This window comes from Pantoea sp. 18059 (assembly GCF_902706165.1).
Lineage (GTDB): Bacteria > Pseudomonadota > Gammaproteobacteria > Enterobacterales > Enterobacteriaceae > Pantoea > Pantoea agglomerans.
The window spans coordinates 153,882-175,681 of sequence record NZ_CACSJS010000001.1 but is presented as its reverse complement, the minus strand read 5'-3'; the positions used below and the strand labels follow the sequence as shown (position 1 = coordinate 175,681).

The 21,800-nt window shown below is 55.2% G+C and carries 18 protein-coding genes; 7 read left to right on the top strand and 11 right to left on the bottom strand.

The window, feature by feature from the left end; genetic code table 11:
* The first annotated feature begins 4 nt into the window (after positions 1 to 4).
* Entirely contained in the window at positions 5 to 523 is a 519-nt protein-coding gene (fabA, locus tag GVJ63_RS00770) for a bifunctional 3-hydroxydecanoyl-ACP dehydratase/trans-2-decenoyl-ACP isomerase (RefSeq protein ID WP_009091047.1), read from the top strand.
* Between the two features lie 68 nt (positions 524 to 591).
* Here the strand turns inward: fabA and rmf are convergent, their stop codons facing one another.
* The 6 genes from rmf to rlmKL form a co-directional block, all read right to left on the bottom strand.
* On the bottom strand, positions 592 to 759 hold the full coding sequence (rmf, locus tag GVJ63_RS00765; protein ID WP_008925875.1) for a ribosome modulation factor: 168 nt from the start codon (positions 757 to 759) through the stop codon (positions 592 to 594).
* A 279-nt stretch (positions 760 to 1,038) separates the two neighbouring features.
* On the bottom strand, positions 1,039 to 1,608 hold the full coding sequence (gene pqiC, locus GVJ63_RS00760) for a membrane integrity-associated transporter subunit PqiC (RefSeq protein ID WP_159226290.1): 570 nt from the start codon (positions 1,606 to 1,608) through the stop codon (positions 1,039 to 1,041).
* Positions 1,605 to 3,248 (bottom strand): intermembrane transport protein PqiB, encoded by a 1,644-nt coding sequence (gene pqiB / locus GVJ63_RS00755; RefSeq protein WP_010255015.1) that lies wholly within the window; start codon positions 3,246 to 3,248, stop codon positions 1,605 to 1,607. Before pqiB ends, pqiC begins: the two co-directional genes overlap by 4 nt.
* Entirely contained in the window at positions 3,235 to 4,503 is a 1,269-nt protein-coding gene (gene pqiA / locus GVJ63_RS00750; RefSeq protein WP_159226289.1) for a membrane integrity-associated transporter subunit PqiA, read from the bottom strand. Before pqiA ends, pqiB begins: the two co-directional genes overlap by 14 nt.
* 14 nt (positions 4,504 to 4,517) lie before the next feature.
* Positions 4,518 to 6,434 (bottom strand): ABC transporter ATP-binding protein, encoded by a 1,917-nt coding sequence (locus GVJ63_RS00745; protein WP_033785546.1) that lies wholly within the window; start codon positions 6,432 to 6,434, stop codon positions 4,518 to 4,520.
* A gap of 6 nt (positions 6,435 to 6,440) precedes the next feature.
* Positions 6,441 to 8,555, bottom strand: a complete 2,115-nt coding sequence (gene rlmKL, locus GVJ63_RS00740; protein WP_010669780.1) for a bifunctional 23S rRNA (guanine(2069)-N(7))-methyltransferase RlmK/23S rRNA (guanine(2445)-N(2))-methyltransferase RlmL — start codon at positions 8,553 to 8,555, stop codon at positions 6,441 to 6,443.
* A gap of 110 nt (positions 8,556 to 8,665) precedes the next feature.
* Here rlmKL and GVJ63_RS00735 point away from each other — a divergent pair, with 110 nt between their 5' ends.
* The gene (locus tag GVJ63_RS00735; RefSeq protein WP_159226288.1) at positions 8,666 to 9,775 is read left to right on the top strand and encodes a YcbX family protein; all 1,110 of its coding nucleotides are present in this window, start codon (positions 8,666 to 8,668) and stop codon (positions 9,773 to 9,775) included.
* Here GVJ63_RS00735 and GVJ63_RS00730 read toward each other — a convergent pair whose 3' ends face one another.
* The 4 genes from GVJ63_RS00730 to GVJ63_RS00715 form a co-directional block, all read right to left on the bottom strand.
* A complete protein-coding gene (locus GVJ63_RS00730; RefSeq protein ID WP_033757182.1) occupies positions 9,776 to 10,318 on the bottom strand; it encodes a cell division protein ZapC in 543 nt (180 codons plus the stop codon).
* A gap of 153 nt (positions 10,319 to 10,471) precedes the next feature.
* Complete coding sequence (pyrD, locus tag GVJ63_RS00725) at positions 10,472 to 11,482, bottom strand: quinone-dependent dihydroorotate dehydrogenase (protein WP_033779470.1); 1,011 nt, start codon at positions 11,480 to 11,482, stop codon at positions 10,472 to 10,474.
* A gap of 134 nt (positions 11,483 to 11,616) precedes the next feature.
* The gene (locus tag GVJ63_RS00720) at positions 11,617 to 12,918 is read right to left on the bottom strand and encodes a flippase (RefSeq protein WP_159226287.1); all 1,302 of its coding nucleotides are present in this window, start codon (positions 12,916 to 12,918) and stop codon (positions 11,617 to 11,619) included.
* An 83-nt stretch (positions 12,919 to 13,001) separates the two neighbouring features.
* Complete coding sequence (locus tag GVJ63_RS00715; protein WP_159226286.1) at positions 13,002 to 13,982, bottom strand: glycosyltransferase; 981 nt, start codon at positions 13,980 to 13,982, stop codon at positions 13,002 to 13,004.
* Positions 13,983 to 14,730: 748 nt separating this feature from the next.
* On the opposite strand from GVJ63_RS00715, the gene ssuE reads away from it, so the two are divergent.
* Genes ssuE through ssuB form a run of 5 tightly spaced genes read left to right on the top strand, consistent with a single transcriptional unit; the run spans position 14,731 to position 18,992 of the window.
* Entirely contained in the window at positions 14,731 to 15,282 is a 552-nt protein-coding gene (gene ssuE, locus GVJ63_RS00710; RefSeq protein ID WP_010254991.1) for an NADPH-dependent FMN reductase, read from the top strand.
* Between the two features lie 11 nt (positions 15,283 to 15,293).
* Positions 15,294 to 16,247, top strand: a complete 954-nt coding sequence (locus GVJ63_RS00705; RefSeq protein ID WP_010254990.1) for a sulfonate ABC transporter substrate-binding protein — start codon at positions 15,294 to 15,296, stop codon at positions 16,245 to 16,247.
* A 9-nt stretch (positions 16,248 to 16,256) separates the two neighbouring features.
* Complete coding sequence (gene ssuD / locus GVJ63_RS00700; protein ID WP_159226285.1) at positions 16,257 to 17,405, top strand: FMNH2-dependent alkanesulfonate monooxygenase; 1,149 nt, start codon at positions 16,257 to 16,259, stop codon at positions 17,403 to 17,405.
* Between the two features lie 10 nt (positions 17,406 to 17,415).
* Positions 17,416 to 18,207, top strand: a complete 792-nt coding sequence (gene ssuC / locus GVJ63_RS00695; RefSeq protein WP_010254987.1) for an aliphatic sulfonate ABC transporter permease SsuC — start codon at positions 17,416 to 17,418, stop codon at positions 18,205 to 18,207.
* Positions 18,204 to 18,992, top strand: a complete 789-nt coding sequence (gene ssuB / locus GVJ63_RS00690) for an aliphatic sulfonates ABC transporter ATP-binding protein (protein WP_033771287.1) — start codon at positions 18,204 to 18,206, stop codon at positions 18,990 to 18,992. The genes ssuC and ssuB overlap by 4 nt, the downstream gene beginning before the upstream one ends.
* Positions 18,993 to 19,029: 37 nt before the next feature.
* Here ssuB and pepN read toward each other — a convergent pair whose 3' ends face one another.
* On the bottom strand, positions 19,030 to 21,645 hold the full coding sequence (pepN, locus tag GVJ63_RS00685; RefSeq protein WP_159226284.1) for an aminopeptidase N: 2,616 nt from the start codon (positions 21,643 to 21,645) through the stop codon (positions 19,030 to 19,032).
* Positions 21,646 to 21,800: the final 155 nt, after the last annotated feature.

Below are 21,800 nucleotides of genomic sequence, written 5' to 3'. Positions count from 1 at the left end.
AAACATGGTAGATAAACGCGAATCCTATACCAAAGAAGATCTGATTCTGTCAGGTCGTGGTGAACTGTTTGGCGAAAATGGTCCGCCGCTTCCATCCGGCAACATGCTGATGATGGACCGCGTGGTCAAAATGACCGAAGACGGCGGCAAATATGACAAAGGCTTTGTTGAAGCGGAGCTGGATATCAATCCTGATCTCTGGTTCTTCGGCTGTCACTTTATTGGCGATCCGGTGATGCCGGGTTGTCTGGGCCTTGATGCCATGTGGCAGCTGGTTGGTTTCTATCTGGGCTGGCTGGGCGGCGAAGGTAAAGGTCGTGCGCTGGGCGTGGGTGAAGTGAAATTCACCGGTCAGGTCCTGCCAGATGCGAAGAAAGTGACTTACCGCATTCACTTCAAACGCGTTATTAACCGCAAACTGGTTATGGGCGTGGCAGATGGTGAAGTGCTGGTTGACGGTAATCTGATCTATACCGCCAGCGATCTTAAAGTCGGCCTGTTTAAAGATACCGCCGCTTTCTAAGCGTTTCCCCCCGAAACAAAAACCTCCGCGCATGGCGGAGGTTATATTCCCTTTTCAGTGACATCCGGTTATGCAGCTACCGACCTGTCCTCCATGGCTTGTCGCCAACCTCCCAACCAGTGAGACTTAGCGTCAATCAACTGATACGGACACATCTCTTTTGAGCGTCCAGTAATACCTGCCTGATAACCACGTGAATGGGCGCGTTCGAGGCGGTCTCGTTTCTGTCTCTTCATACTCCGTGTCCCTCATGTAAGGTCTGTGGAATCTGGTGGAAAGAAAAGTGGTGAATTAATGTTCAACCACTCTTATGTTCTACCTCCTGCGCACCCAAAGATCAATGCCCAATCTTCATGCCAGTGTCATAAATGTGACCTTAATCGGTAAAAATAATGACGTTCTGTGATGCATGCAACAACACTATCTTTCTGATTAAGCTAATAAAAAAGCCCCTGACCTCTGTCGAAAAAGCACGACAATCGGTCAGGGGCTTAGCTTATTTATTTACATCAATCTTAATTTAACGCAACCACACTATTGGCAATCTTCTGTGCTGTCTGTTGCCAGCCCGCCGCCAGCGTTCTGACCATCGCATCGTAGCCATCTTCGGTCTGCGGCAGTACCAGGTTAAACGCCTGTTTAGTCAGCCGGCCCTGATGTTCCAGCGTCCATTCGCCACTGACGATTGCTTTGCCATCATAGCGCCCCTGAAAGCCTGTCACGGTCACATTCAGCGTATCGTGCTGCGCGTCTAAAGGTGAACCGGCTACCAGTCGGCCTGGCAGCGCCTTGCTCAGGTTAGTGATCAATGTCTGCTGCAACTGCTGATCGAGCGGGCTGGCCCAGAGATTATTCGCGGCGATAACGTATTTGACATCGCTGGTCTGATAAACCAGTCCGTTGCCTGCCAGATAGTCCGGCACCGTCACCTGCTGCACCCATAACATCGGTTGCGCTTCATTCAGCTGGCTGCTGCTGACCTGCATGGAAGCCGCCCCGGAGGGCAGCTGATACCAGGTATTGTCAACGCTGCTACTGCACGCACTCAACACCAGCGCGGCACAAAGTATCAATCCTTTATTCACTGTTTCGCCCTCTTCGGCTGGGGATCCTGTCCCGGTTTTGCCTCAAATACCAGCGCATTGCTCTTGGTGTTAAGCGTTCTTAACACCGGCTGGAGTTCACGCAGAACCTTATCCAGGCGCTGCATATCCCCCACCAGCTTGCTGTAGGCTGGTGAGCCTGGCTGCAGGCCTTTCATGCTGCGGTTCAGCTCGCGCAATGTCTGCTGCAGGTCTTCCGGCAGGGTTTTCATAGCCGGACTGGCGGTGACTTTGTTGATGTTGTCGATGGTGCGCTGCAGATCACGCATCGTTTTCTGGCTCTCTTTCAGCGTGCCTGTCGCTTCATTGACCATACCGTTCAGTGGCAGACTGTTGATCTTATCCAGCGCCGCCATCAGCTTCTGCTGAATCTGGCTCAGGCCACCGCTGACCGTTGGGATAACTTCATAGCCAGAGACTTTCTGCGGACCTTTGTAAGGCGGTGCATTGTCATAGAAGTCGAGATCGACATAGAGCGCACCCGACAACAGACTGCCGGTTTTCAGCGTCGCACGCAGGCCACGTTTTTTACCATCCTGCAGATGCTGTTGCAGATCGAAGTTCTCACCCAGTCGGCTGATAAAGCGATCCGGCTCAATGCGAATCAGCACCGGCACGCGGTAATCATTGTTCAGCGCCTGGTCCAGACCGGCTTTCATCAATGGCGCTTCTGAGACGGTACCCAGGCGAATGCCGCGGAATTCAACCGGCGCACCCGCCTGCAGACCACGGATGGAGTCGGTGAAGAACATCAGGTAATCAATATGGTTGGTGTAGAGCGAGTCCTGAATGCTGCGCTGATCGTCAAACAGATGATAATCAGACTTATTCTGCGCAGGCTGACCCAGCTCCCAGCCATCCGGCACGTCAAAACTGACGCCGCCGCTGAACAGTGTGGTCAGCGATCCCATTTCCACCCGCATTCCTGAAGCGGACATATCCACGGCGATGCCGCTGTCCTTCCAGAAGCGAACGTTGGTTGTAATCAGGCGATCGTAAGGCGCAGCGACGAACAGCTGATAGGTCATCATGCGTTTTTCGGTATCAAAAGCGCTGGTCTCGACCGTACCGACGCGATAGCCACGGAACAGCACCGGATCCCCCGGATTGAGCTGACCCGCTTTCTTGCTGTCCAGCACGATGCGAATCCCTTTGGCATCCGGTGGCGCTAACGGCGGCGCATCCAGCAGCTTAAACTGCTCGGGTGCCTGGCTTTTAGTGCCCGGCTGTAATTCGATATAGGCACCGGATAACAGAGTGCCGAGACCGCTGATCCCTTCGCGACCCACCTGCGGTTTCACCACCCAGAAAACGCTGTCGCTGTGCAGCAGTTTTTCCATGCCTGAATTCAGGCGCGCTTTGATTTCCACATGGTGGAGATCGTCGCTTAACACCGCGCTTTCCACCACACCGACATCCACACTGCGGCTTTTAATCGTGGTTTTACCCGCAACAATGCCTTCGGCGTTTTCGGTGATGAGGGTGACTTCCGGCCCCTGATGGCTGAAGTGATAAAAGAGGATCCATCCGCCGATTAACAGCGTAACGATGGGGACAATCCAGACCGGCGACCAGCGCTTAATCTGTTCCACCTTTGCATGGCCGTGATTAGTTTCCGTCAAGGCGCGACTCCTTCATATTGTTTTCGCGTACACGATCCCAGGTTAATCGCGGGTCAAAGGTCATGGCAGCAATCATGGTGATAATCACCACCATTGCAAACAATACTGCCCCCCACGCGGGATAAACATTCATTAATTGCCCCATGCGCACCAGCGCAGAGAGCACGGCAATAACAAACACGTCGATCATTGACCAGCGGCCAACAAATTCGACCACTTCATAAATTTTGTGCATCCTGTGGCTGTCACGCTGTCCGCGTCCGCTGGCATCCCAGCAAAGCCAGCCAATCGCCAGCATTTTCAGCGTAGGCACCATGATACTGGCGATAAAGATCACCAGCGCCACCGGATAGGAGCCATCACCCCACAGCACAATCACCCCCGCCATGATATTGGAGGGATAGGTAGTGCCGAGGGTTTCCGTCACCATGATCGGCAACAGGTTGGCCGGGATATAAAGCAGTATTGAGGTGAACAACAGCGCCAGCGTCCACTGCAGGCTGTGCTTACGCCGTGCCTCAGCCGTGACGCCGCAGCGGGGACACTTATGCTCTGCTTCCGGCAGAATGGCCGTACAGCAGGGACAGGAGCGCAGACCCTGCTCTAAACCACTGATGCCCACTTCGGGCGGATGGGGCAGCGCAGGCCGGGGTGACAGACTGTCCCACAAGCCACGTCGATCAACGCACTGAAAGGCCCGCAACTGCAGCAGACAGAACAGAACCCATGGCCAGAAGCTGGTCTCCAGGCCGATCTCGCCATAGGCCATCAGCTTGACGAAACTGACCAGCACGCCCGCCATAAAGATTTCTGCCATGCCCCAGTTACGCAGCTGAAACAGAATACGTGCCAGACCAGTTTTGAGTCCAGTCGGCAACGGGACCCGATTGACCAGAAGGATAATGGTGATCATGCAGAAGGCCGGAACCGCCTGCACAAAGAGAAGGAACAGCGTCGCCAGACTGCTGTAATCTTCCGTCACCATCACCTGAGGTATCTGCGCCAGCGTGATCTGGCTGGTCAGCCCTGCCACCTTCATTGAGACAAAAGGAAACAGATTCGCCAGCAGCAGCATAAACAGCGCTGCCAGCGCATAGCCCGTTGGCCGTTTACGCGGTTCGTGCCAGTTGGCCGTCAGGGAGGTGTGGCAGCGCGGGCATGACGCACGGCTGCCAACGGGAATGTCCGGCAGCTTAATCATTAAATCGCATTGTGGACAGAGCATCCACGCGTTACTTTTCACTGCTGAACACATCCGTTAGCCCTGCCCTACGCGCCGTTTTTCAGTGACTCTAGCTCTTCCCAGCGCGCAAAAGCGGTTTCCAGCTCCTGCTCAGTCTGAGCCAGATTATCCAGCACCGGTTGCGTCTGATCGTGTGCCTGGCTGAAGAAATCGGGATGACTCATCTTCGCCTGCAGCTCTCCGATACGCGCTTCCAGCTGCTCCAGTTTTTGCGGCAGCTGTTCCAGCTCACGCGCCAGATTGTAGCTGAGTTTATTCACGCTACGCTTCGCATCACCCTTCTCGGCTGCAGGCTTAGAGACGTTGCCCGTCGCTTTCGCCGGTGCTGCCGCCTTGTGCTGCCGGTAGGCGGCGCGCTGTTGCTGAGCATCGTGATAACCGCCAACAAAGGTACCAATCTCACCGTTGCCTTCAAAAATCCAGCACTCGGTAACGGTATTATCGACGAACTGACGATCGTGGCTCACCAGTAAGACGGTACCCTGATAGCCATCAATCAGCTCTTCCAGCAGTTCCAGCGTTTCGACGTCAAGGTCGTTAGTCGGTTCATCCAGAATCATCAGGTTGCTGGGACGCAGGAACAGGCGTGCCAGCAGCAGACGGTTACGTTCACCGCCCGAAAGGGCGCGCACCGGCGTCATGGCACGTTTTGGATGGAACAGGAAGTCCTGCAGATAGCCCAGTACGTGGCGCGGTTTGCCGTTGACCAGTACTTCCTGCTTGCCTTCGGCCAGGTTGTCCATCACGGTGCGATCCGGATCCAGTTCAGCGCGATGCTGGTCAAAGTAGGCTACTTCCAGCTTGGTGCCGGAATGCACACGACCATGGTCAGCTTTCAGCTGCTGCAGCATCAGGCGTAGTAAGGTAGTTTTCCCGCAGCCATTTGGTCCGATCAGCGCAATTTTGTCGCCACGCTGCACCTGGGTTGAGAAGTCCTTCACCAGCACTTTGCCATCGACCGCGTAGTCGACATTTTCCAGCTCAAAGACAATCTTGCCGGAACGGGACGCTTCGCCCACCTGCATGTTGGCTTTGCCCATCACTTCGCGGCGTTCTGAATGTTCACGACGCAGCGCTTTCAGCGCACGCACACGGCCTTCGTTGCGGGTACGGCGAGCTTTGATGCCCTGACGGATCCACACCTCTTCCTGCGCCAGTTTGCGGTCGAATTCGGCGTTCTGCATCTCTTCAACGCGCAACGCTTCCTCTTTGCCTTCCAGATAGAGATCGTAGTTGCCTGGCCAGGAGACCAGCTTGCCACGGTCCAGATCGACAATGCGCGTCGCCATGTTGCGGATAAACGAACGGTCATGGGAAATAAAGATGATGCTGCCGGTGAAGTTCTTCAGGAACGTTTCCAGCCAGTCGATGGTTTCGATATCGAGGTGGTTGGTTGGCTCATCCAGCATCAGGACGCGCGGGTTACTCACCAGCGCACGGCCCAGCGCCGCTTTACGCAGCCAGCCGCCCGAGAGCGACGACAGCTCGGTATCGGGCTGCAGACCAATCTGCTCCAGCACGTCATGGATGCGGCTCTCCAGCTGCCACAGATTCTGGTGGTCGAGAATGCTCTGCAGACGCGCCATCTCATTGAGGTTTTTATCGCTGGGATCTTCCATCACCACATGGGAAATGGCGTGATAGGCTTTCAGATGCTCAGCCTGCTCTTCAACGCCCTCGGCCACGAAGTCATACACCGAACCGGTAATATTGCGCGGCGGATCCTGTTGCAGACGCGCCACGACCAGATCGGTTTCATAAATAATGCGGCCATCATCCAGTGGCTGTTCGCCATTGATGATTTTCATCAGCGTGGATTTACCTGCACCGTTACGGCCCACCAGACAGACGCGTTCGTTCTCTTCGATGTGCAGTTCGGTGTTGTCTAACAGCGGCGCATCGCTGAAGGAGAGATAAGCGCCGTGGATACTGATTAATGACATGTAAGCTTATTCCTTACCGGCGTGAGTGATCAGCCAGCAGTTGTGAATTTGACGGTTACGCGCGAAGTCCTGCGACTGCGTTTTCTGGGTAATATCCTGCGCCTGCAGGCCCAGTGATTTCAGGCCATCCATGTCCATTTTGAAACCGCGTTTGTTATTGGAGAACATGATGGTGCCGCCGCGACGCAGCAGGCGCTTCAGGTTACGCATCAGCATCATATGATCGCGCTGAACGTCGAAGCTCTCTTCCATACGTTTTGAGTTGGAGAACGTTGGCGGATCGATAAAGATCAGGTCAAAGTTCTCGTCACTCTCATTCAGCCAGCTCAGACAGTCCGCCTGCATCAGACGATGCTGACGCCCGGTCAGTCCGTTGAGACGCAGGTTGCGCTCCGCCCACTCCAGATAGGTACGCGACATATCTACCGTAGTGGTTGAACGCGCGCCACCCAGACCGGCATGCACACTGGCGGTACCGGTATAGGCAAACAGGTTCAGGAAATCTTTGCCCTGACTCATCTGGCCCAGCATTTTACGGGCAATGCGGTGATCGAGGAACAGGCCGGTATCGAGATAGTCGGTCAGATTCACCCAGAAACGCGCATTAAACTCTTTAACTTCGAAATAGTCGCCCTTCTCGCTGAGCTTCTGATACTGCGCTTTGCCTTTCTGGCGTTCACGCGTTTTCATAATCAGACGGTCGGCAGGCAGTTGCAGCACGCTCAGCGTTGCGCTGATGACATCGAACAGACGCTGACGCGCTTTATCAGGATCGATGGTTTTCGGTGGCGCGTACTCCTGGATAATCACCCAGTCGCCATAGCGATCGACAGCAACGTTGTAGTCTGGCAGATCGGCATCATAAATACGGTAGCATTCAATGCCTTCCTGACGCGCCCACTTCTCCAGTTTCTTCACGTTTTTACGCAGGCGGTTAGCGTAATCTTCCGCAATCTGTCCGGCGCTTTCATGACTGTTAACCGCCAGCTTATAGTTTTTCTGCACGCAATCCAGCGGACCGTTCTTCGCTTTAAACTGGCGATCGGCACGCAGCTGCAGGCAGCTCAGCAGTTCTGGCGAGGCGCTGAACAGCGACAGGTTCCAGCCGCCAAAATGCTGCTTCATCAGACGTCCGAGCTGGCTGTGCAGCGCAATCAGGGCTGGTTCGCTCTCCAGACGTTCACCGTAAGGAGGATTACTCAGCACCGTACCGTGAACCGCCGGATCGACCGGATTAGTCAGCTTCAGCAGATCCTGCTGGCCGAAGGTGAAAAGTTCAAAGACGCCAGCGCGGCGGGCATTCGCCTGCGCCCACTCCAGCACCCGACCATTATTGTCGTAGCCAAAGAAGCGCGCCTGGGTGGCAGCCGTGCCAGTGCGGGCACGGTTCTGCGCCTCAGTTTTAACCTCCTGCCACAACGCAGCGTTAAACTGGCTCCAGGCGGTGAAGCCCCAGTGCTTGCGCAGCAGGCCTGGCGCACGATCGCAGGCAATCAGTGCGGCTTCAATCAGCAGCGTACCGGAACCACACATCGGATCGATCAGCGGTGTCGTCGGCTCCCAGCCAGAACGCAGCACGATGGCCGCCGCCAGGGTCTCTTTTAACGGCGCCTGACCGGTCTGCTGGCGATAACCACGTTGATGCAGCGAGCTGCCGCTGAGATCAAGCGCAATGCTGGCGCGATCGTCATTCAGCCAGACGTTGACACGGATATCTGCCTGCTCACGATCGACGTTGGGTCGTTCGAGATTCTGACGGGTAAAGCTGTCCACGATGGCATCTTTAACTTTCAGCGCGCCGAACTGGCTGTTACGAATCGAATCGTTGGTGCCGCTGAAATGCACAACAAAGGTTTTGTCGCTGCCGAACATCGTCGGCCAGTCCACGCTCTGCACACCCAGATAGAGATCCAGATCGCTGTAGACGCCAAACTCTCCCAGCGGCAACAGGATGCGTGATGCTAAACGACTCCACATCAGGCTTTGGTACATGGTGCGATCGTCGGCTTCGTAGTGAACGCCTCCCTGCACTACTTGCAAATCCTGCGCGCCCAGCGCGTCCAGCTCACTTTTTAACAGCTCTTCGAGCCCACGCGCCGTGCTGGCAAACAGAGAATTCATATCGTCACTTTTTAACTCTTGAGAAAATTGTCGCGCATTATAGCGAATCGGAGACCTATGTCATAAAGTTAGCTTCTTTTGTGCTGCGCGTCGGGTTCAAGGAGAACACCATGATCACGCTTTCCCGCTTATTTATTCATCCTGTGAAGTCGATGCGGGGATTAGCGCTGTCACACGCGCTGGTCACTGACAGCGGACTGGCATTTGATCGTCTGTTTATGGTGACCGAACCTGATGGCACCTTTATTACCGCGCGTCAGCACCCGGAGATGGTGCGCTTCACGCCCGCGATTTTACCGGATGGCCTGCTGCTGACGGCCCCGGATGGCAGTCACTCCCTGATCCGCTTCAGCGATTTCGATGAGCAGGATCACCCCACCGAAGTCTGGGGAAATCATTTCACCGCGCGCATAGCGCCGCGTGCGATTAACCAATGGCTGAGCCAGTTCTTCCCGCGTGAGGTTCAGTTGCGCTGGGTCGGGCCGCAACCCAGCCGCCGGGTTAAAGCGTTTAATCATATTCCGCTGAGCTTTGCCGACGGCTTTCCGTTTTTGCTGATCAACAACGCGTCGCTGCATGATCTGCAACAGCGCTGCCCGGCCAGCGTCCGCGCCGAACAGTTTCGTCCGAATCTGGTCGTCAGCGGCGCTGCCGCATGGGATGAAGACAGCTGGGCGGAGATTCAGATTGGCGACGTGATATTCGAGGTGCCTAAGCCATGCAGTCGCTGCGTGCTCACCACTGTCAGCACCGAAACCGGCGTTAAGCATCCTGCCGGTCATCCGCTGGCCACGCTGCAGACGTTCCGCACCGCCCTGGATGGCAGCGGGGATATTGATTTCGGTCTGAACTTAGTGGCGCGCAACAGTGGGGTGGTGCGCGCCGGTGATGAGATGATTGTTCTGAAACGTCATGCACCGCGCAGCTATGGTGCCGGTGAAGTGGTCGAAACAATGAAACCAAAGCAGCAGGCGCCTGATGCCGTGACTATCACGTTTCAGGGTCAGACGTTCACCGGGGATAATCAGCAGGTATTACTGGATCAGCTGGAGATGCAGGGCTTCCGGATCCCCTACTCCTGTCGGGCGGGACTGTGCGGCAGTTGCAAGCTGAGTCTGGTCGCGGGTGAGGTTAAGGCGCTGAAACAGAGCGCCCTGCGTCAGGACGGCACGCTGTTGAGCTGCAGCTGTATTCCGGCTGGCGATGTAGAACTAAGGTAGTCAGACTGCGCGGGCGTAGCGCGGCGCGACATCCTGATACAGGGGCTGCAGGCGATCGTTCATCACCTTGATGGCATCGCCGAGCACCATGTTTTTTCCGGCCAGCGTCAATCCCGGCTGCGCCAGCAGGCAGAGCGCCGCGTTATCGCCACTCTCAACCACCAGCAGTCGTGCCTGCGTTCCCTCTTCTGCCAGCGTAACCTGTACCATTTCACCGGGACGGGGCTGCATTGCCGGGGCATAAGAGGCGAAATGCCAGCTTTTTGGCATCAGTGGCTTGAGGAAGCGTGCAGCGACCAGCGCATTTAACACCAGTTCGGCGCGATGGCTGCCACTGAGTTTGCACTGACGGCAGGTCTCTTCAAAGGTGTAATAAAGGGCGGCGTCATCGACACAAAAACCCGATTCAGTGAAGGCATCCGGCGTGAGCATCTTGCGGGAATAACGGGAACGGAAAAGCATACCGTCTGCCAGGTCGAGCATCATTCGGTCGTGGCTGCTGTCAAAATACCAACGCCAGTTATCATCGGGTTTAATTTTCATCGTGTGCCCTGTATTTACCGCTGCGCCAAAAATCACGCAGAATTCAGCGAAAAAAGAAACATAAGGAAAAGCTGAAAAAGCGTGCAACAGGACAAAATATAAACGAGCCGAGGGGATAAATAAACCCCCCGGCCAATGATTGTGAGAATTGTCTTAGAGATGGGTGACGATATCTTTAATTAAGCCTGGCCCCTGATAAATAAAGCCTGAATAAATCTGAACCAGTGATGCCCCGGCGGCGATTTTTTCACGCGCTGCCGTCAGAGAATCGATCCCGCCTACGCCAATAATCGGCAACCGTCCCTGCAGTTCCTGAGAGAGGCGCTGTATCACCGCCGTGCTGCGCGACTGCACTGGCCGTCCACTTAACCCACCCGCTTCCTCAGCATGCTTAAGACCGCTCACCAGCGAACGATCGAGCGTGGTATTGCTGGCAATCACGCCATCAATCTGATGACGAATTAAACTGTCCGCGACCTGAATTAACTCTTCTTCAGAGAGATCGGGCGCAATTTTTACGGCCAGCGGAACATATTTCAGATGACGCTGTTCCAGCTCTTTTTGTTTCTGTTTGATGGAAGAAAGCAGATCATCCAGCGCCTCGCCATATTGCAGCGAACGTAAACCTGGGGTGTTAGGTGAGGAAATATTGATGGCGATATAACCGGCGTGGGCATAAACCTTTTCCATGCAGATGAGATAATCATCTTTGCCCTGCTCGACCGGCGTATCTTTATTTTTACCGATATTGATCCCCAGCACGCCGTTAAAGCGCGCTTTCTTCACGTTTTCAACCAGGTGATCAACACCCAGATTATTAAACCCCATCCGATTGATAATTCCGCCCGCTTCCACCAGACGAAACATGCGTGGCTTATCGTTCCCCGCCTGGGCGCGCGGCGTGACGGTGCCGACTTCAACAAAGCCAAAGCCCATCGCCGCAAACGCATCAATACACTCTGCGTTCTTATCCAGACCCGCCGCCAGGCCAAGGGCATTCTTAAAGGTCAGTCCCATACAGGTGACCGGACGCGACGGCAGATTCTGGCGATAAAACATCTCCAGTGGGGTGCCGTTCATAAAACGCAGTTGCTGAAAGGTGAGTTCGTGTGCGCGTTCGGGATCAAGTTTAAACAGCGCCGGTCGGACGATAGGATAAAACATGCACTCTCCTGAAGGACGGAAGCGATCGTGAAAGTCGGTGCACGGGAAATTGTGCGCCAGAATGGTAAAGTGCTCTGGCGCAAAAGTAAATCGAACAGCGGGGAAGCGTGAAGTTAACTGAAAATGCTTTGATCTTACGCGGCGGAATCGTTTACGGGTTGATTTTTCACCTCAGAGGGAAACAGATATTCCCGCAGGATGCCGTGACGTTGCATGATGCCAAAAATACCGAGACAGACGAACGCTTCAGCCCCGACCATCGACCATGCGGCACCTATTGCGCCAAACTTCCACGCCAGGAAACAGCACAGCGGCACGTTAACCACACCAGCGGCCATCATTACCCACATACGCTGGCGGGCCAGACCATGTGGGATCAGAATCTGTAATCCAGCCGGGTAGGCAATGTTGCCAAACAGGAAGCAGAGCACAAAGACGCGCAGCACATCCGCTGACTGGATAAAGTCTTGACCCAGCAATATTGAGACCACCAGGTCAGCAAAAAACCAGGTGAAGATTACAATCGACAGACTCAGGGAAAACGACAGCAGCAGGCTTTTGCGTGTCGCGGCAATCGCGGCGCGTTTATCCCGGCCGAACAGGTGGCTGACGCGCGGGAAGAAGGCGCTGCCGATCTGCTCCGGCACAGAGTTGGCCGCTTTACGCAGGCGATCGGCGCCGTTGTAGATCCCGACCATATAAGTCGAAGCAAAGGTGGCGAGAATCACCACGTTGACGCTGTTGAAAAGGTTAGCACCGGCAATGGCGATAAACACATCCATGCTGTCGGTGATGCGCTGTTTGATTTCGCGCGGTTCAAAGCGGTAGCGGCCTATGACTTTCATCTCCAGCACGAACTTAAGCGTAATCGCCGCGCTGATAATGGAGACCGCGCCAGGGATCAGGGCAGCCAGCCAGGTGTCCTGCGGAGATTTCACCAGCAAAAAGGTCAGCGGAATCGCACAGAAGTTACCGAAGGTGGCGATCATCGCCGTCTTACCCAGCTTCTCAAAGCCCTGCATCAGCCAGCCGAATGAAAACAGCGAGCCGACCAGCGTGGTGCAGTTCGCCAGAATGATGAAGAACAGAGGGTGCCAGGAGGGATTGAACCAGGTCGCGGTCAGCAGCGTGCCGCTGGTGACCACCAGCAGCATCAGCTTGGCGTTGAATGTTGACCAGAAGAGCTGGCTGACGCGTTCTTTGTCATCACGATGGTGAGCAATATCTTTGGTGGTAAAGACATTGAATCCCCAGTCGGAGATGGTGCTGCAATAGAGGACGCAGGCGATCGCCAGCGCCAGCGTACCCATCTGCTCTACACCCAGAACGCGGGCAAGATAGGGCAGCGTGGCCAGCGGAAACAGAAACGATGCGCCACGGTAAGCCAGCAGCGAGAAAATATTAATAACCAGACTTTTATCGAGTACTTTTGCCATGTCGCAACAACCTTATACACATTGCATGTCTCACCTTCTCATTTCGCTAAGGCATAAACAATATCGCTAAACATTTTTCAGAATCAGGCTGCGCGCTTGAGCTCTTTTTTAACCTTGTAGTGCTGCAGCGCAATAAAGAGCTCCGGGCGATTAAACAACAACCACTCTTTAAGATTTTCTGATTTTACGTTACGACCCATAAAGCGAATGGCATTACAGACATATTCCGGTACCGGCGTTTTATTATAGAGAGACAAATAGATCATCAGACGGAACGAGTGAAGTAAATAAGACTTTTCCAGCGAACTACGCCAGGCTGATTTAGGGAGCGAACTGGTTAACGTATTATAAGCGTGCATAAAAGCGTCATAGCGCTGATAGAAAAACTCATTGCCTTTGGTACTGTTGGTCAGTGAACCACTGCGGATGCGCTGCTTATAATAGACCTGACGGCTGACCCATGCGTGCTGGCATTTTATAAACACGGAGAGCGTAAAGTTGTGGTCTTCATGAACCCGACGTACAAAGCGCAACTTATGCTGTTCAATGACGCTTTTTCTTAAGACGTAATTCCAGACGGCAGAGGTATATCTGCCATTACGCAGCAGGCGCAGAAAGACCTCCTGTGGTTTCTGCTGGCCAAACTGGTCATGCTTCACTTTTGGCGAGGTGATATCAATGTGGCCATCTTCATAGACGCAGGAGTTAAAACAGAAAAGATCCGTTTCAGGATGCTTCTCCGCCACCATTGCCAGCTCAGTGACGAGGCCATCAACCACGACATCATCCGGGTCACAGAAAAAGAGAAACTGACCCTTTGCCAGTGCAATGCCGGTGTCCCGTGCATTGCCGAGGCCGCCATTTTCAATGGTGATCACTTTCACCTGAGAAAGGTGTGCATAATTCTGTTCAATTAAGGCTAATGTTCCATCAGTAGATCCATCATTCACAATGATTATTTCATTGGGCGCTTTAACCTGGCGTAATAACGAATCGACGCACTCTACAATATATTTCTCAACATTGTAGGTTGGAATAATAACGGATAACAGGATGTCAGACATATGCAATTCTCTGCTGTTAGAAAATGACAATACGATTCACCTGCCTGATGCAGGTTCTGACCAGAGGCGAAACGTCGAAAAGAGTAAGGCGCGATTATTATGATTGCTTTCATTGAGCCCGATTATCTTAAACCTGTAATGCGAAAAAAGACCAGCCGTAAAAATCATCTTAATGTTTCATGTGAGCATCACTCTTAACGAAAGTGCATCTATAGCCCGCAGTAATGTTAAAACCGTTGAGGATCGATTTAAATTAGCCCTGCAAAGCAGACGTAACCAGATTCAGAAATCTGTAAGCGAACATCTGAAACGATGAATAAGTTCAGCATTCCTTCATTATTATTACAGTTTGCTTTCTGCAATAAATCTTAATCTTTGGCAGAGGCTGCCGCAGATAAGCTGATTCTGTGCTGCTTCGCAGCGCTATTTTGTCAGCCGTTGCGCTTTATGGCCGCGCCACTCTCAGAAAAAATGATTAAGCAATCAGACGAAAGATATTTTTTCTGCTCAACCGACACATTTTGACGATCTCGTATCATGCCCCTTAATGAATTGTTCCGCTGCCAGCGCTTAATTTAAGAATTATCGGAAGCGGCGATGCTGACATCTGTCGCAACGCCTTCTATTTGCAGATTTCACCCTTACTTTGCCGGATAAATCATTTAAGCCCACTCCCCTGCTCTGACAGTATGAAGGCATAAGTTCTCAACATTTGATAATCAATAACTTTTAGTTATAAGGAGTGATGATGCGAGTTATTACGCTGGCAGGCAGCCCACGATTCCCCTCCCGCTCAACCTCACTGCTGACGCTGTGTCAGCACAAGCTGGAGGCGCGTGGTATTGAAGTCATTCCGTGGAATATTCACAACTTTCAGCCTGACGATTTAATCAATGCGCGTTTTGATGCACCTGCGCTTCTCGCCCTGCGTGACGATCTGGCTTCGGCTGATGGACTGATTATTGCGACACCTATCTATAAAGCGTCGTTTTCGGGTGCGCTGAAGACGCTGCTCGATCTGCTGCCTGAACGCGCACTGGAACACAAAGTCGTGTTACCGCTGGCCAGCGGCGGCAGTGCCGGTCATATGCTGGCGCTGGACTACGCCCTGAAGCCGGTGCTCAACGCCTTAAAGGCGCAGGAGATCCTGCATGGTGTTTATGCCGAGGATCATCAGATCAGTCATTACGACCGTCAGCCCGAACTGCAGGATTCACTGTCACAGCGCCTGGATGAGGCCGTCTCCGCCTTCTGGCTGGCACTGACCCGTCACCACCATCCCGTTGCGCAAGCGGTATAAGGAAGCGATCGATGAAGCTGAGATTAGGAAAGTGGCTGGTGGCCGGACTTCTGCTGGCCGGCCTTCAGGTACAGGCCGCCGAATCCGATCCGTCTGAGATTCGTATCGGCTATCAGAAAGGTTCGGTCAGCATGGTGCTGGCAAAGTCACATCAGTTACTGGAAAAACGATTTCCTCATACCCGGATTAAGTGGATCGAGTTCCCTGCAGGTCCGCAAATGCTGGAAGCGCTGAATATCAACAGTATCGACCTGGGCAGTACCGGTGATCTTCCCCCGCTGTTTGCCCAGGCCGCGGGCGCGGATCTGCTCTATGTTGGCGCGGAGCCGCCAAAACCCAAAGCAGAAGTGATTCTGGTGCCAAAAAGCAGCCCGCTGAAACAGGTTGCGGATCTGAAAGGCAAGAAAGTGGCTTTCCAGAAAGGCTCCAGCTCTCACAACTTACTGCTGCGCGCCTTACAGCAGGCGGGTCTGACCTTTAAAGACATCACGCCGGTCTATCTCACCCCCGCCGATGCGCGCGCCGCCTTCCAGCAGGGTGACGTTGATGCCTGGGCAATCTGGGACCCCTACTATTCATCAGTGCTGCTGCAGGGGAATTCGCGCCTGCTGATTGATGGCAGCTCCCTTAACCTGACCGGCTCCTTCTATTTAGCGACGCGCAGCTACGCCGAGGCCCATGGCGCGTTTATTCAGCAGGTGCTCGACACCTTCAGCTCTGCTGACGCGCTGACAATCAGCCAGCGTCAGCAGAGCACCACGTTACTGGCACAGGCGATGGGCTTGCCCGAACCGGTTATCGCCAGCTACCTCAGCCATCGGCCGCCTACCCGGATTTCGCCGGTCAGTGCCGAAACTGCCGCAGCTCAGCAGCGCACTGCTGACCTGTTCTATGCCAATCATCTCTTGCCAGTAAAAGTGACGATCCAGGATCGCATCTGGCATCCGCATACCGTGACGCAATAAGGAGCAACAATGAGCGTATCCATTTTCTGGTTCCTGCCGACGCATGGCGACGGCCACTATCTTGGTACTGCCGAAGGGGCGCGACCGGTTGATCACGCCTATCTGCAACAGGTGGCGCAGGCCGCTGACCGCCTTGGCTTTGGCGGCGTACTGATCCCCACCGGCCGCTCCTGCGAAGATGCCTGGCTGGTTGCCGCCTCGCTGATTCCGGTGACGCAGCGCCTGCGATTCCTGGTGGCGCTGCGTCCTGGGGTGATTTCACCGACCCAGGCAGCACGTCAGGCCGCCACGCTGGACCGTCTTTCTAACGGACGTGCGCTGTTTAATCTGGTGACCGGCGGCGATCCGGAAGAGCTGGCGGGCGACGGCGTGTTTCTCGATCACCGCGAGCGTTACGCGGAATCCGCCGAGTTTACCCGCGTCTGGCGTCGGGTGCTGGAAGGCGAAACCGTCGATTATGAAGGCAAGCACGTGAAGGTTCGCGGTGCGCGTCTGATGTTTAAACCGGTGCAGCAGCCTCGTCCCCCGCTGTGGTTTGGCGGCTCTTCTGAACCCGCCCAGGAGCTGGCGGCCGAACAGGTCGATGTTTACCTCACCTGGGGCGAACCCCCTGCGCAGGTTAAAGAGAAGATTGAGCAGGTGCGCGCGAAAGCGGCAGCCCAGGGACGCACCGTCCGGTTCGGCATCCGTCTGCATGTGATCGTGCGTGAAACCAATGAAGAGGCCTGGCAGGCCGCAGACAAACTGATTGCCAATGTGGATGACACCACCATCGCCAAAGCGCAGGCGGCATTCCAGCGGGCAGATTCTGTGGGGCAGCGTCGGATGGCCGCACTGCATGGCGGTCGCCGCGACAAGCTCGAAATCAGCCCTAACCTGTGGGCAGGCGTCGGCCTGGTGCGCAGCGGAGCCGGGACCGCGCTGGTCGGCGATGGCCCGACCGTGGCCGCACGCATCAAAGAGTATGAAGCGCTGGGCATTGAGACCTTTATCCTGTCGGGTTATCCGCACCTTGAAGAGGCTTATCGCGTCGGCGAACTGCTGTTCCCGCATCTTGACCTGCAGGTCCCACTGGTGCCCCAGCCGCGCGTGGTTCAGGCACACGGTGAAGCGGTAGCCAACGATTTTACCCCTGAGAAAAAAGTCGCCCGGGGCTGAGGAGAGCATGATGACCAGAACCCGAAAACGCCTTGCTGATACGCTGGTGCCCTGGCTGCTGCCAACGCTGCTGGTGGTGGTGTGGCAGATTGCCTCGCAAACCGGCTGGTTGTCGACCCGTATTCTGCCCGCACCGGAGAAAATTGTGACCACCTTCTGGCAGCTGACCGCCAGTGGTGAACTCTGGCAGCACCTGGCGATCAGTAGCTGGCGGGCGCTGATCGGCTTCAGTATCGGCGGTTCTATCGGCCTGCTGCTCGGGCTGATTACCGGCACCTCCAGAACCGGTGAACGACTGCTGGATACCTCGGTACAGATGCTGCGCAATGTGCCGCATCTGGCGCTGATCCCGCTGGTAATCCTCTGGTTCGGTATTGATGAGTCCGCCAAGATCTTTCTGGTGGCGCTGGGGACGCTGTTCCCGATCTACCTGAATACTTATCACGGCATCCGCAACATCGATCGCGGGCTGGTTGAGATGGCGCGCAGCTATGGCCTTTCCGGCTGGAGCCTGTTTATCCAGGTGATCCTGCCAGGCGCGCTGCCCAATATCATGGTCGGCGTGCGTTTCGCGTTGGGCCTGATGTGGCTGACGCTGATTGTCGCAGAGACCATCTCTGCCAACGCGGGTATCGGCTATCTGGCCATGAACGCGCGTGAATTCCTGCAGACCGATGTGGTGGTGGTCGCCATTATTCTTTACGCCCTGCTCGGCAAACTGGCGGATGTCGCCGCGTTGTTGCTTGAACGTGTCTGGCTGCGCTGGCATCCCGCTTATCAACTGAAGGAGGAGAACGCATGAGCCAGACTCTCTCACCGGCGCGCCTCAACACCGGCACCCCGGTTGGCGTTAACGGCGTCAGCAAACAGTATGGCAGCCGCACCATTCTGAATAAGATTGACCTGCATATTCCCTCAGGTCAGTTTGTGGCGGTGGTGGGTCGCAGCGGCTGTGGCAAAAGCACGCTGCTGCGCCTGCTGGCCGGTCTCGAACAGAGCTCCAGCGGTGAACTGCTGGCAGGCAATGCGCCGCTGCAGTCGGCTCGTGAAGATACCCGCCTGATGTTTCAGGATGCGCGACTGCTGCCGTGGAAAAAAGTGATCGATAACGTCGGACTGGGTCTGCGCGGACGCGAATGGCGCAGCGCGGCGCTGGATGCGCTGGCGGCGGTAGGCCTCGCCGATCGGGCTGATGAGTGGCCAGCCGCCCTCTCCGGCGGCCAGAAACAGCGCGTCGCACTGGCCAGAGCGCTGATCCACCGGCCCGGTTTACTGCTGCTGGATGAACCGCTGGGGGCGCTGGATGCCCTGACCCGCATTGAAATGCAGGGATTGATTGAGTCACTGTGGCAGCAGCATCACTTTACCGTGCTGCTGGTTACGCATGATGTCAGTGAAGCGGTGGTGATGGCAGATCGCGTGCTGTTGATCGAAGAGGGTCAAATCGGGCTGGATCTGCTGGTGGATCTGCCCCGTCCCCGCCGTCGCGGATCGGCGCGGCTGGCCGAGCTGGAAGCGGAGGTGCTGGATCGGGTCATGCAGCGTACGGAGCGACCGCAGCCGGTTCGTTTCGCGCAGCAGCGCTAAAAAAGGGGAGTGTCTCAGACACTCCCCTTTTTTATTATCAGGCGTTCAGTGCCCGGGTAATTTTCTCGTAGAGGTCGCCAGAGAGTTTATCCAGCTCCAGCAGCTGCTCCAGCGCCTGGCGCATCATCGCCTGACGGCCTTCGTCATAACGTTTCAGGCGAATCAGCGGCTCCACCATCCGCGCCGCAACCTGCGGATTGCGGGTGTTGAGGTCGGTAAGCATCTCCACCAGGAACTTATAACCGCTGCCATCTTTAGCATGGAAGGCGGCCGGGTTAGCCGAGGCAAAGGCACCCACCAGCGAGCGAACACGGTTCGGATTACTCATGGTGAAGGAGCGATGATTCAGAAGCTGACGCACATTGCGCATCACGTTAGCGGCCGGACTGGTCGCCTGCAGCACAAACCATTTGTCCATCACCAGACCATCCTGATGCCAGCGCTCATCGTAAGCTGCCAGCAGCGCATCACGGCACGGTAACTGTGCCGCAACCGCAGCAGAAAGCGCCGCCAGCGCATCGGTCATGTTGGTCGCCTGGTGATACTGCGTCTGCACCAGTTTATCCGCCAGTTGCGCATCGCTGAAGGCGAGATAGGTCAGGCAGATATTTTTCAGGCTGCGCTGACCTATCGCGTCATGCTCCACGCGGTATTCAGGCTGCTGATTGGCGTTGTAGATCGCAAAAAACTCATCGGCCAGTTCGCGTGCCAGCGTGCGTTGCAGTGCGTCACGCACCAGCGCAATCGCCTGCGGATCGATAGTATCAAACAGCTCGGCAATCTCATTTTCCGACGGCAGCGTCAGAATCAGCGCGGTCAGTGCCGGGTCGCAGTCGGTATCCAGCAGCACCGCGCGGAAGGCGTCGGCGACATGCAGCGGCAGTGACAGATGCTGGCCCTGCTGATAGCGGGCGACATTCAGACGGATATAGGTCGCCAGCAGGCTCTGAGCCGCATCCCAGCGGGAGAAGTCGTTGCGTGCATGACGCATCAGGAAGGTGAGCTGAGCATCACTCCATTTGTAATCAAGCTTAACCGGAGCAGAGAATTCGCGCAGCAGCGACGGCACCGGCTGGAAGTAGACGTTATCGAAAATAAAGGTCTGGAACTCCTCGGTGACATTCAGCACATGATGTACCGGATGACCATTATTCTGCAGCGGGATCACCTTGCCTTCGCCATCGTAGAGTTCAATATCCAGCGGGATATGCAGCGGCAGCTTCTCTTTCTGATCGGCAGTCGCAGGCGTGTGCTGCGTGACGTGCAGCGTATACTGCTCCAGCTCCGGGTTGTAATCGTCGCGCACCGTCAGCACTGGCGTACCGGACTGGCTGTACCAGCGGCGGAACTGCGACAGGTCAACATTCGAGGCATCTTCCATCGCCTGAACAAAATCATCACAGGTGGCGGCGCTGCCGTCGTGGCGATCAAAATAGAGCTTCATGCCCTTCTGGAAATTCTCTTCACCCAGCAGGGTGTGCATCATACGGATCACTTCTGACCCTTTTTCATACACCGTCAGGGTATAGAAGTTGTTCATCTCGATGACCTGATCCGGACGGAGCGGGTGTGCCATCGGGCTGGCATCTTCGGCGAACTGCGCACCGCGTACGATACGCACGTTATCAATGCGGTTCACCGCGCGTGAGCCCAGATCAGAGCTGAACTCCTGATCGCGGAACACTGTCAGTCCCTCTTTCAGGCTGAGCTGGAACCAGTCGCGGCAGGTCACGCGGTTACCGGTCCAGTTATGGAAATATTCGTGACCGATAACCGCTTCAATGCCCAGGTAATCTTTGTCCGTCGCCGTTTCCGCTTTAGCCAGCACATATTTGGCATTGAAGACGTTAAGGCCTTTGTTCTCCATGGCGCCCATGTTGAAGAAGTCCACCGCCACGATCATAAAGATGTCGAGGTCATACTCCAGACCGAAACGCTCTTCATCCCACTTCATGCTGTTTTTTAGCGAGGTCATCGCCCAGTCGGCACGGTCGAGGTTACCGCGATCGACGAAGATCTCCAGCGCCACATCACGTCCTGAACGGGTGGTGAAGCTGTCGCGCAGCACGTCGAAATCACCCGCCACCAGCGCAAACAGGTAGCAGGGTTTCGGGAACGGATCCTGCCACTTCACCCAGCTGCGACCCTGCTCATCCCGGCCGCTGTCAATGCGGTTACCGTTGGAGAGCAGGAATGGATAGCGCTCACCATCGGCATAAATGGTGGTGGTAAAGCGCGCCAGCACGTCGGGGCGATCGAGATACCAGGTAATATGACGGAAGCCTTCAGCCTCACATTGGGTGCAGAGCGCCTCGCCCGATTTGTACAGTCCTTCCAGCGCGGTGTTCTGGTCCGGATGAATATCATTAATAATTTTCAGGGTGAAGCTTTCCGGCAGCTGGCTGATGACCAGTGCGCCCTCTTCTTCACGGAAGGCCGTCCAGGCTTGCCCGTCGACCTCCAGCGCAATCAGCGTTAACGCTTCGCCGTCCAGTCGCAGCTCAGCCTGGCTGTCGCCCAGTCGTTTAACCTGGCTGATGGCCGTTACACGAGTGGTGGACGCATCCAGTTCAAAAGTTAAATCGATATCGGTGATGGTGTACTCAGGCGCACGGTAGTCGTGGCGATACTTGATTTGGGGCTGTTGCGTCATATTGCGTCTCGCGTTGTTATAAGTTTACCGGCAAAGTCTAAGCTTGTTACTACAAGCTTGCCACGCACAATGCACCTAAAGGGTGAAATGGCTACACTTTGTTAACAATGGCACAGATTGGCCTCGACCCGCCCGTCTGAAATATGCTGTGATCG

What these genes read in the sequence shown, in the direction of transcription:
- fabA (WP_009091047.1), top strand. Translation starts at nt 5, where the DNA reads ATGGTAGATAAACGCGAATCCTATACCAAAGAAGATCTGATTCTGTCA.
- GVJ63_RS00705 (WP_010254990.1), top strand. Translation starts at nt 15,294, where the DNA reads ATGAAGCTGAGATTAGGAAAGTGGCTGGTGGCCGGACTTCTGCTGGCC.
- ssuB (WP_033771287.1), top strand. Translation starts at nt 18,204, where the DNA reads ATGAGCCAGACTCTCTCACCGGCGCGCCTCAACACCGGCACCCCGGTT.
- GVJ63_RS00735 (WP_159226288.1), top strand. Translation starts at nt 8,666, where the DNA reads ATGATCACGCTTTCCCGCTTATTTATTCATCCTGTGAAGTCGATGCGG.
- pqiA (WP_159226289.1), bottom strand. Translation starts at nt 4,503, where the DNA reads ATGTGTTCAGCAGTGAAAAGTAACGCGTGGATGCTCTGTCCACAATGC.
- pyrD (WP_033779470.1), bottom strand. Translation starts at nt 11,482, where the DNA reads ATGTTTTATCCTATCGTCCGACCGGCGCTGTTTAAACTTGATCCCGAA.
- GVJ63_RS00715 (WP_159226286.1), bottom strand. Translation starts at nt 13,982, where the DNA reads ATGTCTGACATCCTGTTATCCGTTATTATTCCAACCTACAATGTTGAG.
- ssuC (WP_010254987.1), top strand. Translation starts at nt 17,416, where the DNA reads ATGACCAGAACCCGAAAACGCCTTGCTGATACGCTGGTGCCCTGGCTG.
- GVJ63_RS00745 (WP_033785546.1), bottom strand. Translation starts at nt 6,434, where the DNA reads ATGTCATTAATCAGTATCCACGGCGCTTATCTCTCCTTCAGCGATGCG.
- ssuD (WP_159226285.1), top strand. Translation starts at nt 16,257, where the DNA reads ATGAGCGTATCCATTTTCTGGTTCCTGCCGACGCATGGCGACGGCCAC.
- ssuE (WP_010254991.1), top strand. Translation starts at nt 14,731, where the DNA reads ATGCGAGTTATTACGCTGGCAGGCAGCCCACGATTCCCCTCCCGCTCA.
- rlmKL (WP_010669780.1), bottom strand. Translation starts at nt 8,555, where the DNA reads ATGAATTCTCTGTTTGCCAGCACGGCGCGTGGGCTCGAAGAGCTGTTA.
- GVJ63_RS00720 (WP_159226287.1), bottom strand. Translation starts at nt 12,918, where the DNA reads ATGGCAAAAGTACTCGATAAAAGTCTGGTTATTAATATTTTCTCGCTG.
- pepN (WP_159226284.1), bottom strand. Translation starts at nt 21,645, where the DNA reads ATGACGCAACAGCCCCAAATCAAGTATCGCCACGACTACCGTGCGCCT.
- GVJ63_RS00730 (WP_033757182.1), bottom strand. Translation starts at nt 10,318, where the DNA reads ATGAAAATTAAACCCGATGATAACTGGCGTTGGTATTTTGACAGCAGC.
- rmf (WP_008925875.1), bottom strand. Translation starts at nt 759, where the DNA reads ATGAAGAGACAGAAACGAGACCGCCTCGAACGCGCCCATTCACGTGGT.